Genomic DNA, 16619 nt, shown 5'->3' on the forward strand with positions numbered 1-16619 from the left:
CGGAACGTGGCCATTAAAGGTGAGTTGTTATTTATATATACAACCTGTCACTAAATTGTCGTTTTCCTGGGTTTTTCTTTCGCGCGTTAGCGCGTCGATTTAAATTTTGAAATGACGGTTTATAACGGCGTATTCCAGAAATACCATTCTGTGGACAGACCTCAGACAAATGTGGATTTTTTATTAATCCCACATCTTTTGATTCGTGTATCCATTTTTCGTTCGATATTTTCTTTGTAAATCATTTTCTTGCATCATCGCAGTCAAAATATCCTGCAACAAGCACGTCGTCAGCCCGCGTACAAGATGCCGTCATTCCTGAAATTCCACAAAAATAACGCATTGCCCTCCGTGTCGACAACCTTTTTTCAGTGTTCTGTTTAAATTTTTTACACCCTGGCAATAAATACGTGTTTTGACATCAAAAACCCATATTCCAACACTTGAAAAAATGTCATAGGAACCTAAAGTGTGCAAAGTCAGATAAAACCCACAAAACACAAAAACAACGTGTTACTATCTGAGAATTATGAGGCCCTTCACGGGGCCACTACACACCATGTCACGAACACGAGAGGACCACTATGGTCACTATCATTGTGGCGGCACACGGCGAGTCGGCTCCGGCTCTGCTGAAGACCGCCGGCATGATCCTCGGTAACTTCGAAAACGTCCACCCGGTCACGTTCCTGCCGGGTCAGGGCCCCGAAGATCTCGTCGAAGAGTACACCCGCATCGTTGAGGCGTCTGAAGCAGAAGAAACCCTGCTGCTGGTCGACCTCTTCGGCGGTAGCCCCTACAACGCCGGTGCGCAGTTCGCAGCCACCCGCGAGGGCGTCGACGTCGTCTCCGGTGTCAACGTACCGATGCTTATTGAGGTCATCTCCGGCGCAGGCCGTAAGAACGTAACCCTCAAGTCCCTGGTCGCTAAGGCGCACAAGGCTGGCACTAAGGGTATTCGCTCCTTCCAGGAGGCGAACCAGCCCGCAGCCGCCAAGCCCGCCGAGGCGAAGCCCGCAGAGACCAAGGTGGTCGAGGTTCCGGTTGCTCAGCAGGTTCCCGGCGGCACCATGGACGCTATCTTCACCCGCATCGACTCCCGCCTGATTCACGGTCAGGTGGCAGGCACCTGGGTTCCGTATATCGCACCGCAGACCTTCATTGCGGCGTCCGATAATGCGGCACACGATCAGCTGCGCAAGTCCCTGCTGCTGCAGGTCGCACCGACCAGCGTGAAGACCAACGTCCTGGACATCGCTAAGGCTGGCCGCGTGTACAACAACCCCAAGTACACCGGCATGAAGACCATGTTCGTCGTAGAATCCCCCGTTGATGTAGTTCGACTGCTCGACGAAGGCGTCAAGATCAACGAAGTGAACGTTGGTGGCGTCACCTTCAAGACCGGCATGGTTCAGCTCTCGGACGCAGTGTACGCCTCCGAGGAGCACCTGGAAGCCTACCGCGAACTCATTAAGCGCGGTGTGAAGCTGACGGTGCAGCAGCTGCCCAACCACTCCCCGGTTGATTTGGAAAAGATCCTCAAGCAGAAAGGCCTGGACGCATGAGCGCCCTGACGTTTATTCTCGTTGTTCTCGTGGCGTTCATTGCGGGCGTCGCATCCGTGGTGGACGAGCGTCAGTTCCACCGCCCCCTGGTCGCTTGTACCCTGATGGGTTTTGCGCTGGGTGACCCGACTACCGGCATTATGCTCGGTGGCGCACTGGAGCTCATCGCACTGGGCTGGATGAACGTCGGTGCGGCGATGGCTCCCGACTCGGCTCTGGCGTCCACTATCTCCGCTGTTGTTGTGATTCAGGGTCACCAGGACATCACCACCGGTATTGCTATTGCTGTGCCGCTGGCTGCGGCAGGTCAGGTTCTGACCATTTTCGTTCGTACCATTACGGTGTTCTTCCAGCATCAGGCTGATAATTTCGCGAAGACTGCGAACTTCCGCGGTATTGAGTTGATGCACATTAGCGGTATGGCTCTGCAGGGTCTGCGTGTGGCTATCCCGACCGCTATTGTGGCGCTAATTAGCTCCGAAGAGCTGACCCGCCTGCTGAACATGATTCCCACCGAGGTGACCGTTGGTCTGCGTATCGCCGGTGGCATGATTACCGTGGTCGGTTTCGCAATGGTCATCAACATGATGCGTTCGAAGGCTCTCATGCCCTTCTTCTTCCTCGGCTTCATTGCCGCTGCCGCTATCCCGGCAACCCAGTCGATTTCGATTGCTGGTACCGAGGGCGCGAAGGATCTCGTCGCAACCCTGTCCGGTCAGGCACAGTTCAACCTGGTTGCTATCGGTATTGTGGGCGCCTGCCTGGGTCTGCTGTACACCCAGCTGAACCCGCTCTTCCATAAGAGCGAGGCACCCGCCGTAGCACCGGCAGCCGCAGCAAACGACCTCGATAACGAGCTCGAGTAAGGAACATCATCATGACTGAGAACAAGAACGTCGAGCTCGTTGAAGTTCCCGAGCTCACCCAGCGCGATAAGGTCGAAACCTACATCCGCTCCACTTTCCTGCTTGGTTCGTTCAACTTCGAGCGTATGCAGTCCATCGGTTTCGCGGTTTCCATGATTCCGGCGATTAAGCGCTTCTACACCAAGAAGGAAGACCAGGCGGAGGCGCTGACCCGCCACCTGGAGTTCTTCAACACCCAGCCGTGGGTTGCATCCTCGATTATGGGTGTGACCGCTGCAATGGAGCGTGAGAAGGCAGCCGGTAAGGACATTGACGAGGCCGCTATCACCAACGTGAAGGTGGGTCTGATGGGCCCGCTGGCTGGTGTGGGCGACCCGATTTACTGGGGTACCGCACGTATTGTGCTGGCTGCTCTGGGTGCATCCCTGGCGGTGACCGGTAATATTCTGGGCCCGCTGCTGTTCTTCTTCGGCCTGACCGCAATTCGCTGGGCGACCCGCTGGTACGGCTTCAAATACGGTTACGAGAAGGGTACCCAGATTGTGACTGAGGCGGGCGGTAACACCCTGCAGAAGATCACTCAGGGCGCTTCCGTGATGGGTCTGTTCGTGATGGGTGCGCTGGTGTACCGCTGGACGAGCGTGAACATTCCGTTGCCGCTAACCAGCTACAAGAACCAGGCTGGCGCGATGGTGGATGTGACCGTTCAGTCGGTGCTGAACGATCTGCTACCGGGCCTTGCGTCGCTGGGTCTGTGCTTCCTGTGCATGTGGCTACTGAAGAAGAAGGTCAACGCTATCTGGTTGATTTTCGCTCTGTTTGCCGTGGGTATCCTCGGTTCGTACCTGGGCTTCCTGGCTCTCTAAAAATCTGAGGGATGAGCCCTTTCACCCTTCAGTGAAGGCGTGAGATTCGGGGGCTTGTCTCAAGTGGTGGGGGTGTGGTCGGTACACTTAAAAGTACCGGCGGCACCCCCGTTTTTCATGGGCGTTTTCTATCGGTTGCGGCGCACAATTCGCGGCAATGCAGCCCTCCCGCGAAGGAGTTTCTATGACCAAGTTGATGGCTTTCGACCTGGACGGCACGATCCTGTTTAACCGTGCCGTAGAGCCTGCCAATGAGCAGGCGATTGCCCGCTGGCAGGCGGAGGGTAACCTGGCGGTCTCGTGCACGGGCAAGAGCATTTTTGCTACTCAGCTGGCGTTGAACCCGACCGCCATCCGCTTTGACTACCACGTGCTGTACACGGGTGCGGTGATTACCGACCGGAAGTACCGGGTGATTTACCATCAGCCTCTTCCGGTGAGTGTTGTGCAGGCGTGCTACGAGCATTTCAGCACCGTGGACGGCGTGGCACTGTTCGCGACCACCCTGGATAACGATTACAGCCTCTGCGACCGGGTGGGTTCATCTACGAATATTCTGCCGGAGTTCACTCCCCTGCCGGCTGATGACCTGCAGAACCACGAGTACGTGGGCGTGCCCCTGTGGATTCCGGATGCTCAGGTTCGCGAGGCGGCGTACACCTGGATTCTGGAGCGTTTTGGTGATTCGGTGGACTGCCACAAGAACCAGGATTTCCTGGATATTGTGCCGCCCGCCTGCACGAAGGGCACCGGTCTGCAGCATCTGGTGGAGTACCTGCAGTCGGAGCATCCGGGTAGCTCCTATGAGGTGCATACGATTGGTGATTCGTGGAACGATATCGACATGCACCGCTACGCTGACCGTTCGGCGTCGTTCAGCTACTCCCCCGATGAGGTTAAGGCTGTCACCACCGATTGTGTGGATAAGGCGTACGAGTTTATTGAGGCTTCCCTGTAGAAGCTGCCGAGGCGGCGTTCAGGCGCGGCGAGCACTGAGCCTGCCAGCCACTTCCGTGTGCTCGCCGCTTCTCTCGCGCGTACTCGCCGCTTACTCCCACGTTTCACGTGAAACACCCGCTTTCCCGTACTCCCCGTGTATCCCCGTGAGGTTTCTATGTGCCCCGCTCAACCCCCAAAGAATCAGTCCAGCAAGGGTCAGCCCGGCAAGGATCAGTCTCAGAAGAGCCAGCAGGCCGATTCTGCCCAGTCTTACGACCCGTCCAGCTTCTCTGATACCTTCCGCGCTATGGCGCGTGAATCGCTCGTGAAGAACCAGAAGAACCGCCCGGACTCCCCCATCGTCTCTATCTCCCCGGTGCTGATTGTTTTGGGTGCCATTGCGGCGGCACTGTACGGGCTGTGGCAGAGCTGGGCGTGCCTCATTCCGCTGGTGCTGATTCTGGTGCTCATGTGGGTCCGCTACACGATGCAGCGTCAGGCGCTCAACGATTTCGCGGAGCTGGAGGCGGCACGCACCGCATGGAAGAAGACCCGCGACCGCCAGTACCTGGAGCTGATGGCTGCGCAGTCGGCGCGCATCCTGGATGAGAATAAAGCGCTGACCAAGCAGGCTTGCGCGCACGTGCAGGAGTACGCGGATTTCGCGGCGCAGAAGCTGGGTACTCAGCGCTAAAGACCCCGCTGCGCTCACTCACCCCTCCCTCTCCCAAAAGACAAAAGTATTCGAGGAGCGTTAGTCGAGGTGAGCGTTCAAGCACAACAAAAGACCGTAACCACTCCCCTGCACGGGGGCGGTTACGGTCTTTTATTCACGTCAGATATTCTCTGCGGGGGTCTTTTACGTCTTAGGGGGGTTACACCCTAGTTGATCTTCTGCACGGGTGCTTCAACGGGCTCTTCTGCGGCTTCCTCGGTGGCTTCTACGTCAGCCTCGTCAGTAGCCGGGGCGTCGTCCACACGCTGCACCACAGCGGGGCGGTCATCAAAGCCACGGCGGGTGCCTCGGGCAGCCTTCGCCTCCATGGTGTACAACTGCTCGCGATTCGTCAGCACCACCAGGGTCATGGCGTTCAAGCAGACACCCACAATACACAGAATCCAGCCGATCAGCATGAACCGACCACCGGAAAGCACCGCACCGAAAAGCATCAGGGCAACAGAAACCAGGTACGCCGGGGAAAGCAAAAACTTCGTATTCACTACCGACCTACCTACCTAGCGTGCGTTGGAGCGGGGCTTGGGGGCACGACCCGAACGGGGACGCGAGGGCAGAACGCTCATATGGCCGGGGGCACGATCAACAATCGGCTGAGATTCGGTGGGCTCTTCCTCGCGGACCTCTGCAGTTTCAGCGGGCTCGGTCACCTCAACGGTCTCAGCCACCTCAGCGGGAGCTACTTCCTGGTTAGCCTGCGCCGCAGCATCGTGCTCAACTGCCTCGTGCTCAGCAGCTTCACGCTCTTCACGGGGGTGCTCCGAGCGCTCGCGGATGCGGTTCTCAACGGAGGACTCAAGACCGTCCAGGTTGGTCACCAGTGCGGGGGTCGGGTCACCCTTCGCTTTACCCACGGACAGCACAAAGGCAAGGACATTCAGACCCAACGCAAGAATTAGAAGGATCCAGCCGAGCCACAGGAGCCAGGGGTTGGAGGTTCCGATCAAGAGCGCGCCGCAAAAAATTACGCAGAGGGAGGTCAGGTACGCAGGCGAGAGAGTCTTGAAATCCATGTCTACTTTCAAAGTGTTCGTGAGTTTGAGAGAGCTAACGTTCGGTTCTCATTTTAGGTGATAGTTGAGGCTTAATCTGCTTCTGCCCTTGTCTATCGCCTGTGAGCTAAAGACCAACGGGCTTATCTCGGTGGCGTAGGCAGGGGCAGAAACGTAACGTTCATGCACGCGGTGCAGGTACCGGCTAGGATGTGGGGGTTACCTCGTTGGTGACCAGGGGCGAGGCGGGCGCGTTTTCCACCACGGGGATTGCGCGGGTGCTCAGGGTGCCCTGGTGTTTCTTCCAGAGGTTGTAGCGTTCCATGGCGACCGCGCCGGCGGTCATGGCGGGAAGAATGAACATGCCGGAGGAGCGGATGCTTTCTGCCTGCGCCAGGATGTCCAGCTTACGCACCACACGGGTCACGTCGTGGGAGTCGTAGCGGTCCTGTGCGGCAATAACCTCGTTCTGCGCGGCGACGAGGGCGGCGTCGCGCAGGCGCACGAAGTCGTTCCTCTTGTCCTTAAGCTTCTCCATGTGCTGCTTGTATTCTTCGGGCAGTGCCTCGCTGATTTCGTCGCGGCGGGTAATGGCGGAGCACATTTCCTTCACGCGGGCGTAGGTCTCAGGGTCGGTGGTTGCCTTCGCTTCAGCCTGCAGCGCCTCGAGGGCTGCGACCTGCGCGATCTTGAGCAGTTCGGGTACGGCGGTTTCTTCTTCGTGGTTAGCCTGCACGCCAAGGACCTTCACGAGCAGGGGCAGGGTCAGGCCGGGCAGCACGAGGGTGAAGAAGAGTACGGAGAGCATCATGACGATGGCGTCCTGGCGTACCTGTTCGGTGCCGTTGACCACGGGGATGGACAGGGCAAGAATCAGGGTCACGAGGCCTCGCATGCCGGACCAGGTCATAACGATAACTTCAGCAAAGCTTTCGGGTGCACCCTCGTGGATGGGGTTCTTGCGTCCTGCCAGCCAGACGATGGTGAACCAGATGAGGCGCACCAGGATGGCGACCAGTGCGACCAGGGCACCGTCAGCGAAGAGGCTTGCGATACGGGAGGGGTCGGCGGTGGCGATGATACTACTTGCCTGCAGGCCGATGAGGCCGAAAGCGACACCGGTCATGAGCAGCTCAATAATCTGCCAGAAGGAGGTGGAGGAGAGGCGTTCTTCCGCTTCGAGTGCCGCCATGTATTTGGTGCTGGTGAACTGGATAGCGCCGATGACCACGGCAATAACGCCGGAGGCGTGCACGCTTTCAGCAGCGAGGTAGGCGCCGAAGGGGATCATGAGGGTCACGGCGTTGCTGGTGACCACGTCGTGGGCACGCTGGCGAACGTAGCCGCCAAGCCAGCCGAAGATATAACCAATAATGACCGCGAGGATCGAGCCGAGCACGAAGTCCTTGGCGACCGAGAGCGGCTCGATGTGGTGGCCGCTGGTCATGGAGTGGATTGCGGCGTGGAAGAGAACGATTGCGATAGCGTCGTTGAAGCTACCTTCGGTCTGCAGAGTACCGATGAGGCGGCGGGGGATGCCGACGGGCTCAGCGACTGCTTCCACGGCGACGGGGTCGGGCGGGGAGACGGCGGCACCGACGGCAAGGGCGACGGCGATGGTCATACCGGGGACCCACCACATGGCTGCGCCGGCAATTGCCAGGGCGGAGACGGTGGTGAGAAGGACCGAGTAGAGCAGTACGGATCTCCAGCGGCGGCGCAGGGTGCCCCAGGAGAATTTAACGCCGATGGCCCACAGTAGCGGCGGAAGGAAGATCGGCAGGATGATGTCGCTGTCGATAGTAAGATCCGGTCGGTTGGGGATGAAGAGCGCGGCGGTGCCGAGCAGGGTCATCATGACCGGCCAGGGGAGGTTGAGTCGATCACCGACGCTGACCATAAACACGGTCGCAATCAGGATGATGACAATAACGGAGAGGTAAAGCATTGGTCCGGTGTTGTTCCTTTCGCGCGGCTAGGGTTAGTCGGCTACGTCTTTCTACTCTACCGGAGGGGCTCATTCCGCTTTTCGGATATGGGGGTTCTGCAGCGTTTATTGTGGTGTTGTTTACCTCTAAGCCTAATGCTCTTTACGGAATATAGAGTTTTCCCCTGAATATCTCTGCTTTTCAGCAGGTTATTCAGGGGAAAATTCTATATTTGGAATATATCGATTGGGGTAGCTACCTCTAGCAGATTACTTAGAGCCGCATCCACCAGCACCGCAGCCACAACCGCCAGCGGGAGCTTCCTCCACGACCGGTTCAGGCTCGTCGTGGCCACCACAGCAGCCACCCTTTTCTTCCTTTGGTTCGTCGTGGCCGCCGCAGCAACCGCCACCACCGTGGGAGTGACCGTGAGCCTCAGCCGGAGCTTCAGCGGAGGAACCGCATCCGCCCGAGCCGCAACCGCAACCACCGGCGGAAGGTGCCGGCTCCTCGTGGCTACCGCAGCCACCCGAGCCACAGCCACAACCGCCACCGTCAACCGAACCGCAGGCGGAGCCGCGTGCGTCGCGGTGACCCATGAGGTCCACGCCGAGGTCGGAGAGGTAACGCAGGTAGCCTGCGAGGGCGTCGCGTCCACCGGTGCCGGAGATGACGATGCCGCCGTGACGCAGTGCTTTGAGTACCTCGTTGACCATGGGCCACTGCTCAATATCATCGGTAATGGTGATGGCGCTGACCACGTGCATTGCGAGGGAGGTCAGCGAGCGCAGGGACTGTTCGTAGCCTTCGGGCAGGTGGATGACCTTGGCGGGTGCTGCCAGACGCAGGATGGACAGCACGCGCATGAGCATCATGGGTACTGCATTTTCGGGCAGTAGTACGGTCACGCCGATGGCGGAGGATTCTGCAATACGTTCAATGCTTGCCGCGAGTTCTTCGGAGTCGATATCGCGGGAGATATCCAGTACTTCGTAGGAGTCCACGGCGATGGAGCGGGTGCCCAGGGCGTCGGCGAGTGCTTCGTCTTCGGTGTGGATCGCAATCATGTTGCGGAATTCGTTGCGGCGCACGACGGAGGCTGCCTCAATGAGGGCGAAGTCCTGGCCTTCACCATCCACGAGGAGGGTGTGGATTTCTTCGCGGTTGAGGCCTTCGCCTGCAGTGGCGCGCTCGATTAGTTCAGAAAATGCATTGCTCATACCGAATATTAAACACCTGATTTTGGGGCGTGCGCCCGCGAGGTTTACCTGTCTTGGCGGTTTTGGGCGGTTTAAGACGTGATTTTATGCCGAGAGCGTGGGCGGCTACCTATTCTGTGCGTGCTGGAGTGTTTTTGGTGGCAAAAGTGCTTGTGAAACGCGAAACGTTCGCTCTGATTGAGTGAGAATCAACATTCATTTTTGAGGCTGTGCCGCGTATTTGCACGGTTTTTGTTTGCCGCGGGGTGCATCTTGCTCACGTTACAGATTTGAACACCCTAAAATGATAGGGTGGTACTTTCCCGTGAAAAGATTCTAGATACCGCCTACGAGGTCTTGGCGACCTACGGTTTGGCGGACCTTTCCATGCGCCGCCTTGCTCAGGAGCTTCACGTGGCTCCCGGCGCTCTGTACTACCACGTGAAGAATAAGCAGCAGCTTCTGATTCTGTTGGCGGATTACATTCTGGCTCGTGCCCCGAAGTCGATGTCTGAGGAGGCTGAGCCGAATCCGGAGGCTATTCGCGCTTCGATGATTCGCCGCGGTGATCTTCTGTTCTCTCTGTTGTACCCGATTCGTGAGTGCCCTGAGGTGGTGCGTTTGAGCTTGGCTCTGCACCCGCGTGAGTTGAAGCCTGTGGTGGCGATGGCTCATGAGTTCCAGGCGCTTGGTTTGGGTCATGCGGAGGCGCTGCGTCGTGCTCGTTTGCTGACGCATATTGCGTTGAGCCTGGTGGAGGAGTATCAGACTCTGCCGCTGATTTCTCCGCAGGAGGCTGTGGCGAGCGGCGATGTTCCCCTGATTGAGAATGCGTTTAACCGTTACCGTCAGGATCTGCTTTCTGCCATTGACACGATGATGGTGGTGCAGGAGCCCTATACGCAGGATGCGTAATCGCTTAGCCCTTCTTTTGGTTTATTAGTTATGTATGTTGCCCCGTGCCCCCTTATGGGGTGCGGGGCTTTTGCATGCGCTGGCTTTGACTGCCCTGCCGCGTGCTGATACCGGTGCGGTTTGGTGGCTGAGTCGATGTTCGCTGGTTTTCTGCTTTAGTCTAGAGGTGACACGTGCTTGCATCCGGAGTGCATGGCTGTGGGCAGGGTGTCGTTTATGTCTTAGTGCCCTGTTGGGCTTTATCAGAGGTGTTCCATGTCGATGACCGCTACCGCCCAGTGGGCGGCTCTTCCGGACCATAGCGCGGAGATTGCGCGCGTGCGTGAGGAGTTTATTACTGCGTATGGTTATGAGCCTGATGGTGTGTGGTCTGCGCCTGGGCGTCTGAATCTTTTGGGCGAGTACATTGATTTTTTGGGTGGCTCGTGTCTGCCGATGCCGTTGCCGTACCGCACCTATGTGGCGGGTGCGTTGCGTCGTGATGGTGTGTTGCGCGCGGCTTCTTTGCAGATGCCCGGCGATGAGCGCACGGTTGTGATTCGCGATATTCAGCCGGGTCATTTGAAGGGCTGGTTCACCTATGTGGCGGGTGTTGCGTGGGCGATGAATCAGGAGGGCGGCAGGGATATTATGCTGCCCGATGAGTTTGGTGCTGACCTGCTGATTAATTCTCGTGTTCCGGTGGGTGGCGGTTTGTCGTCTTCGGCGGCTTTGGAGTGTTCGACGGCGTTGGCGTTGTTGGAGCTCTCGTGTCCGGTGCGTGAGGAGTGCCCGCAGGCGGATGCTACCCCGGCTGATAGTGATGCGTTGCGTGCGCGTCTGGCTCAGGTGTGTATTACAGCTGAGAATAAGGTGGCTGGCGCGCATACGGGTGGCCTGGATCAGACGGCGTCGTTGCGTTCGTATCCGGAGCAGGCTCTGGTGATTGATTTCCGTGATTTTTCGGTTGAGCCGGTTGCGGTGGATATTGCCCAGCATGGCTTGAGTTTTTTGGTGATCGATACGAACACTCCGCATGAGCTGACGGATGGCGGTTTTGCGGCTCGTCGTGCGGCATCTGAGGCGTGCGCTGACGCTTTGGGTCTGCGTTTTTTGCGTGATGCCCTACCGGAGGATTTGTCGTGTGCGGGTATGGATGCGCGTGCTGCGAAGGCGTGGCGTGCTGATTTGGTGGATTCTTCGGTGAATCGTGCCCTGGATGCTCTGGAGGACGCGGGTCGTCCGTGTTCGTTCCCGCGTGGTTGGGTGCGTCATGCGTTCCATGATATGACTCTGGTGGGTCGTGCGAGCTATCTGTTGCAGCATGCTGATGAGTTGGGTTGCGCGGCGTTTGAGGAGGCGGGCCGTATTTTTACGGAGTCTTTTGTGTCGATGCGTGATGAGTTGCGCGTTTCTCGCCCTGAGATTGATGATGCGGTGCAGGTGTGCCTGGATCGGGGCGCGTTGGGTGCCCGTATTGTGGGTGGCGGTTTTGGTGGCGCGGTGATGGCGCTGATTCCGACCTCTCAGCTGGAAGCTGCCGCGGATGCGGTGGCTACTGCATATGCTGTGCGCGGCTATGCGGCGCCTCGTTTTTTGCCGATGGTTGCTGGTTTTGCGGCGTCTCATGATTGGGCTGCGGGCGCTGATCCTACGGATATTCCGGTGTTGTAGGGTTGGGCGCTGGGGTCTGTCATAAATCGGCGGGGTGTCATAGGGGCGTTTTTTCGAGGTCTGAACAATATTCATAGCTGGAAGTTTCCTGCGAGTTTCTGCAATTTTCCTCCGGTTATCCCCCGTAATAACGCGCTGATAAGCCATAATTTTTTTGGTCGTTGGTCAAAAGTGGCGCCACGTTTTCTGAGGGTGGTTTTCCTTGCCTTCGCGGGTATGTACACTTATCGACGGACGCAATCCGTGAGCTGTAAAGTTTCGATGCGCATAGTCCGGCATATGGATAGCATCTACACTGGGTTCGACCGTCACATACAAGCCCAGCTTGCAGGTTTCGTCCACCAAAGCATCACACTCCAGTTTTCTGCCCACCCCGGGCAGGTACCTCACCAAGAGTGAGGCTTTAGAGCGCAAAAGCGCAGAAAGGAGGCCCCCGTGGGCTTCGATATCAAGGGTACCGTTGAGCAGGGCCTCGACAAGGCTCAGGAAGTCATCAACGAGAAGGCTGGCAAGGAGATCGTCACCGACGAGCATGTTGCCAAGGTTGAAGAGGTCGTGACCGAGAACGTCTCCAAGCTGACCGAGAAGTTCGGCAAGTAAGGCGACAGCCTCCTTTGGATGGGCGCCCTGCCTCGCCTCCTCATGGGGTAGGGCGCCATTTCCCTGGGTGTGCATTACAGGCTTTCACTCAACATCTCTCTCAAATAATGGGGCGTTCTGCCCCGCCTGGGTTCTTTCATTCACCGACTCACTCGGCATATTGCTCAGCTTCGGTTACCGCCTGGTAGCCTGTTTTCACTCTTCTTTTACTCTTACTCAGCACAAGTACTCGCGCTTTCTCGCGAACTGTATACGCCCCGCATCATTGGTCCGGCAACCTTGGTGTGGGGCGTATGCCGTTAATGCGCAGGGTAAAAGCTTCTGGGGCGGGGCGGAGGCTTCTGGAGCGCAAGGTGAAGGCTTCTGCGGGAGTGCTGCACGGGCTATGGGAGTGCGGTGCGGGCGTTCGCCCTATGAGGACCTCTCCCCTGCCCCTGTAACCTCAGGCTATGCTTGATATGTCAACTTATTGAGCTACGCCCTCAGGTAGGTTTCAGTGCCTCCTGAAGACCGCGGAGCACCCCGTCTATGGAGGAACTATGTTTGAACGTCAGCAGTCCGATCAGCAGAAGGCACGCGAGGTCATGAAGGATGGCGGCGTCGTCATTTATTGGCGCCCCGGCTGCCCCTACTGCGAGGCTCTGGATTCTAAGCTGGGCGAGCTGGGCGACCACGCTACCTGGGTCAACATTTGGGAGGATCCGCAGGCTGAGGCGCACGTGAAGTCCCTCAACGACGGCAACGCGACCGTCCCCACCGTGGATACCGGCGACACCCACTTTGTGGTCGCTGACCTGGTGAGCCGCAACAAGGTGAAGAAGCTGATTGAGAACACCCTCAACTCTGGCGGCGAGGCTTAAGATGGCTCGCCCGGCGCTGAACCGCGATACGACGGTCTGCATTTCTCTGTCTGGTCGCCCATCGAATCACGGTATTAAGTTCCACAATTACCTGTACGAGAAGCACGGTCTGGATTACCTGTACAAGGCGATGACCACCACCGATATTGAGGGTGCTATCGCCGGCGTGCGTGCTCTGGGTATTCGTGGCTGCTCGGTGTCTATGCCGTTTAAGCAGGCTGTTATCCCGCTGATGGACGATATGGACCACTCGGCTGCGGTTATTGGTGCAGTGAACACGATTGTGAACACTGACGGCTTCTTGAAGGCGTACAACACGGATGTGATTGCGGTGGCTTCCCTGCTGCGTTCGCATAATGTGGATCCGTCTCTGCCGTTCCTGCTGCGCGGTTCGGGCGGTATGGCTGCGGCTGTGGCTGGCGCGTTCTTTGAAGCGGGCTTCTCGCAGGGCATGATTATTGCCCGTAACGAGGAGACCGGTCGCGCGCTGGCTGAGCGTTACGAGTACGCCTGGGCGCCGGAGGTGGGCAACCTGCGAGCGCCGATTCTGGTAAACGTGACCCCGATTGGCATGGCTGGCGGTGAGGAGAGCGAGGAGCTGTCCTACCCTCAGGAGGCTATTGCTGAGGCGCAGGTAGTCTTTGACGTAGTGGCGATGCCCGTTGAGACTCCGCTGGTTCGTGCGGCTCGCGCGGCGGGTAAGGAAGTTATTCACGGCGGCGAGGTGATTGCTCTGCAGGCTGCTGAGCAGTTCCGCCTGTACACCGGCGTGGAGCTTACCCCCGAGGAGGTTGAGGAGGCGGAGGCTCAGGCGAACTAGGTTCGCGCCCGCTGTTTCTTCGCCCCGTGAGGGGCTCGATACGTAAAAGTGCCCGGAAGGTTGATCCTTCCGGGCACTTTTTGTTGGTGCGTAGCACCGGATTTTTTTGTAATTACACACACCCTGGTATTTAAGGTTTTCCACATCTGTGGAGAAATCTGGGGAAAACTCTTACATCCGTGTAATTCACCCTGTGTAATTCGGTTGTTTTAGCCTGTATCCACAGGTTTTTAACATGTACTCACAATCGTGGAATTACACGAATGTAGTTATGCACAGTGTGGAAAACCTCTGTGGATAACCCTCTTCTGCGGCGGATTTCCGCGGTTTTTCGGGTTCAATACCTTCCATTGAGCCACTGCAGCGGGCTCTGCGGCGGCGGATTCGAGGACTCGGGCTTCTTCACGAACGGGATAATCAGCAGGGTTGCTAGTGCGCCGCTGACAAGACCGCCAAAGTGTCCCGCGTGGGAAATATTCGGTTGGAAGAGGCTCTGCACCACACCAATGCCGATGAGCAGCATAAAGAGGCGTGCAGTGTCCTTTTGCCTCCTGAGAAGCAGGATCACGAAGAAGGCACCGTAGAGGCCGTACACACCGCCTGAGGCGCCCACGGCGCCGCGGTAGTAGGCGAAGATGTACACGCTGAGGCCAGCGCCCAAGGTAGCAGCCATATATACGAAGAGGAACTTCCACCGCCCCATCATGCGTTCGAGAGATACACCGAAGATGAAGAGGTAAATCATGTTCCACACCATGTGCATCGGGTCATTCTGCGAGTGCACAAACCCGTGCGTGATCAAGCGGTAGTACTCACCATGGTGAACACGGGGACCCGACATCATGCCGAGGTTATACACCCAACGGAATGGAATAATCTGTTGCAGACCGTACACCACGACGTTAATCAGAATGAGCGTGTACGTAATATGCCAGTGACGGGCGATGAAGGAACGCGTCGGGCTCGAGGCGCCTCCATTGAGGTCACGGTAGCAGTCGGGGCAGACTACACCCGCATCCTGTGCCGTCTGACATTCGCCGCAGACGGTACGGTTGCAGCGCTTGCATTGGGCGTAGCTAACGCGGTTGGGGTGGTTGACGCAGACGGTGGGGGTCTGCCCGTAGCCTGCGTAGTTGGGAAAGTTCTCCACTGAACCTCCAGGGGTTGTGTACCGGATCAACCGGGGTGGTGTGGGGGCATATAAGCGCAGGGGCCCACCGGAAAAATCCTGGCGGGCCCCTGAACTATACGTGTTTTCTCAACACCTTCAGCAGAATGCTCGTATGAGCCTTCTGATGGGGTTTATTAGAGCTTTTCGATGTCGATCGAGGAGATGACAACGTCCTTGACCGGGCGGTCCTGGAAGCCGGTCTCAACGCCCTCAATAGCGTCAACAACCTTCTTGGATGCCTCGTCGGTAACCTCACCGAAGATGGTGTGGCGGCCGTTCAGCCAGGGGGTCTCAACGGTGGTGATGAAGAACTGAGAACCGTTAGTGCCGGGGCCTGCGTTAGCCATTGCCAGCAGGTAGGGCTTGGAGAAGGAGAGCTCGGGGTGAATCTCGTCCTTGAACTGGTAGCCGGGGCCACCAACTCCCATGCCCAGGGGGTCGCCACCCTGAATCATGAAGTCCTTGATGATGCGGTGGAACACGACGTCCTTGTACAGGGGGGTGTTCATGATTTCACCGGTGCGGGGGTGCTTCCACTGACGGGAGCCGTCAGCGAGGCCGATGAAGTTCTCAACAGTCAGCGGTGCGTGGTTGCCGAAGAGCTCGACGACGATGTCACCGTAGTTAGTGTGGATAGTTGCCTTAGCAGTTGCATTAGTCATGGCTCTATTGTGGCACGGGGCGGTGCTCATTCGCCATCTAACATGTTTTTTCGCCCCGGGCGCACCGTTGGGCGGGCTTTTTGGGCGGGAATTGAATATCCTGAGAGGTGAACACTACGCGCGCGGCGGCGTTTTCTGGTCGCTGGCGCATTTCAACCGATGGAGGTCACCCCATGTTCTGCTGCAAGAAGCGTAAGGCACGCAAGGCTGCTAAGGCTCAGGCTATTGTCTCTTCTCTGGCTGCTGTTGAGTCCGCGCTGGAAGGTAAGACCGCTGAGATGTTCGCTGAGAAGCTGACCGGCAACAAGAAGGCCCTGAACAAGGCTCGTAAGGCTACTGCAAAGACCGTTCGCTCCGCTGAGAAGGAACTGGCTCGCATTGAGCGTAACGGCGGCAAGCGCCCCCGTAAGGGCCTGGCATTCCTGGGCCTGCTGGTTGCCCTGGGTGTTGCAGGCGCCGCAGCCTACAACGCAGCTCGTCCCGTGGAGGACCCCTGGAAGAACGCATAAGCGTTCCCGCATCCTTCTTCTGAGGCATCCTGAGATAGCTTTCTGAGGCGCCGCTAGCGGCGTAAGAGAGCGCTTTATGAAAGATAGCCGCCCGCTAGAGTTTTACTCTGGCGGGCGGCTATTGTTTGTTCTTTTTTTGGGGGGGAAGGAAAGGGGGAGAGAGGAGGCGCTAGAGATAGAGCGCTGAATATCCCCGTGCATATGCCCCGGGGGTGCACCCTGCGGTATTTCCCAGACATACCCGAATATACAAACATACCCGGATATACAAAGAACCCCATGTCTTTCGACATGGGGTTCTCGGTTCAAAAATAAACCGGCGATGACCTACTCTCCCA

At 57.7% G+C, this 16619-nt stretch carries 17 protein-coding genes; 11 read left to right on the top strand and 6 right to left on the bottom strand.

Going from position 1 to position 16619, the window contains the following annotated elements; translation table 11 throughout:
• The first annotated feature begins 584 nt into the window (after nt 1-584).
• The 5 genes from HMPREF2927_RS00875 to HMPREF2927_RS00895 all read left to right on the top strand — a co-directional run bounded on the left by HMPREF2927_RS00875 (nt 585) and on the right by HMPREF2927_RS00895 (nt 4930).
• Nucleotides 585-1565: a mannose/fructose/sorbose PTS transporter subunit IIA gene (locus tag HMPREF2927_RS00875; protein WP_070684744.1), complete on the top strand. Its 981-nt coding sequence runs from the start codon at nt 585-587 to the stop codon at nt 1563-1565.
• The gene (locus HMPREF2927_RS00880) at nt 1562-2431 is read left to right on the top strand and encodes a PTS mannose/fructose/sorbose transporter subunit IIC (protein WP_049326833.1); all 870 of its coding nucleotides are present in this window, start codon (nt 1562-1564) and stop codon (nt 2429-2431) included. The genes HMPREF2927_RS00875 and HMPREF2927_RS00880 overlap by 4 nt, the downstream gene beginning before the upstream one ends.
• Nucleotides 2432-2442: 11 nt before the next feature.
• Entirely contained in the window at nt 2443-3297 is an 855-nt protein-coding gene (locus HMPREF2927_RS00885) for a PTS system mannose/fructose/sorbose family transporter subunit IID (RefSeq protein ID WP_070684746.1), read from the top strand.
• Nucleotides 3298-3481: 184 nt separating this feature from the next.
• Nucleotides 3482-4255 (top strand): HAD hydrolase family protein, encoded by a 774-nt coding sequence (locus HMPREF2927_RS00890; protein ID WP_070684748.1) that lies wholly within the window; start codon nt 3482-3484, stop codon nt 4253-4255.
• Between the two features lie 156 nt (nt 4256-4411).
• Nucleotides 4412-4930, top strand: a complete 519-nt coding sequence (locus tag HMPREF2927_RS00895) for a hypothetical protein (protein WP_199774570.1) — start codon at nt 4412-4414, stop codon at nt 4928-4930.
• Between the two features lie 188 nt (nt 4931-5118).
• Here HMPREF2927_RS00895 and HMPREF2927_RS00900 read toward each other — a convergent pair whose 3' ends face one another.
• From HMPREF2927_RS00900 to HMPREF2927_RS00915, 4 genes are all read right to left on the bottom strand, one after another.
• Nucleotides 5119-5457, bottom strand: coding sequence for an ATPase (locus HMPREF2927_RS00900; RefSeq protein WP_070684750.1), 339 nt, complete (start codon nt 5455-5457; stop codon nt 5119-5121).
• A gap of 15 nt (nt 5458-5472) precedes the next feature.
• Complete coding sequence (locus tag HMPREF2927_RS00905) at nt 5473-5985, bottom strand: hypothetical protein (RefSeq protein ID WP_070684752.1); 513 nt, start codon at nt 5983-5985, stop codon at nt 5473-5475.
• Nucleotides 5986-6169: 184 nt separating this feature from the next.
• Nucleotides 6170-7912 carry a cation:proton antiporter gene (locus tag HMPREF2927_RS00910; protein WP_070684754.1) on the bottom strand — a complete coding sequence of 581 codons (1743 nt, stop codon included), beginning with the start codon at nt 7910-7912 and terminating at the stop codon, nt 6170-6172.
• 249 nt (nt 7913-8161) lie between these two features.
• Nucleotides 8162-9112 (bottom strand): biotin synthase, encoded by a 951-nt coding sequence (locus HMPREF2927_RS00915; protein WP_070684756.1) that lies wholly within the window; start codon nt 9110-9112, stop codon nt 8162-8164.
• 291 nt (nt 9113-9403) lie between these two features.
• Here HMPREF2927_RS00915 and HMPREF2927_RS00920 point away from each other — a divergent pair, with 291 nt between their 5' ends.
• The 5 genes from HMPREF2927_RS00920 (at nt 9404) to HMPREF2927_RS00940 (ending at nt 13939) form a co-directional block, all read left to right on the top strand.
• Entirely contained in the window at nt 9404-10006 is a 603-nt protein-coding gene (locus HMPREF2927_RS00920; protein ID WP_049338650.1) for a TetR/AcrR family transcriptional regulator, read from the top strand.
• Between the two features lie 255 nt (nt 10007-10261).
• Entirely contained in the window at nt 10262-11659 is a 1398-nt protein-coding gene (locus tag HMPREF2927_RS00925) for a galactokinase (protein ID WP_070684758.1), read from the top strand.
• Nucleotides 11660-12094: 435 nt separating this feature from the next.
• Nucleotides 12095-12259 carry a hypothetical protein gene (locus HMPREF2927_RS00930; RefSeq protein WP_005508004.1) on the top strand — a complete coding sequence of 55 codons (165 nt, stop codon included), beginning with the start codon at nt 12095-12097 and terminating at the stop codon, nt 12257-12259.
• Between the two features lie 539 nt (nt 12260-12798).
• Nucleotides 12799-13119 (top strand): glutaredoxin domain-containing protein, encoded by a 321-nt coding sequence (locus HMPREF2927_RS00935; RefSeq protein ID WP_049326839.1) that lies wholly within the window; start codon nt 12799-12801, stop codon nt 13117-13119.
• A 1-nt stretch (nt 13120) separates the two neighbouring features.
• Nucleotides 13121-13939: a shikimate 5-dehydrogenase gene (locus tag HMPREF2927_RS00940; RefSeq protein ID WP_070684760.1), complete on the top strand. Its 819-nt coding sequence runs from the start codon at nt 13121-13123 to the stop codon at nt 13937-13939.
• 337 nt (nt 13940-14276) lie between these two features.
• Here HMPREF2927_RS00940 and HMPREF2927_RS00945 read toward each other — a convergent pair whose 3' ends face one another.
• Nucleotides 14277-15089, bottom strand: a complete 813-nt coding sequence (locus HMPREF2927_RS00945) for a rhomboid family intramembrane serine protease (RefSeq protein ID WP_070684762.1) — start codon at nt 15087-15089, stop codon at nt 14277-14279.
• A 155-nt stretch (nt 15090-15244) separates the two neighbouring features.
• Entirely contained in the window at nt 15245-15772 is a 528-nt protein-coding gene (locus HMPREF2927_RS00950; RefSeq protein ID WP_005508008.1) for a peptidylprolyl isomerase, read from the bottom strand.
• Nucleotides 15773-15945: 173 nt separating this feature from the next.
• Here HMPREF2927_RS00950 and HMPREF2927_RS00955 point away from each other — a divergent pair, with 173 nt between their 5' ends.
• A complete protein-coding gene (locus tag HMPREF2927_RS00955) occupies nt 15946-16281 on the top strand; it encodes a hypothetical protein (protein WP_070684764.1) in 336 nt (111 codons plus the stop codon).
• Nucleotides 16282-16619 lie beyond the last annotated feature (338 nt).

It is taken from the genome of Rothia sp. HMSC061E04 (assembly GCF_001813685.1).
Classification (GTDB): Bacteria; Actinomycetota; Actinomycetes; order Actinomycetales; family Micrococcaceae; genus Rothia; species Rothia mucilaginosa.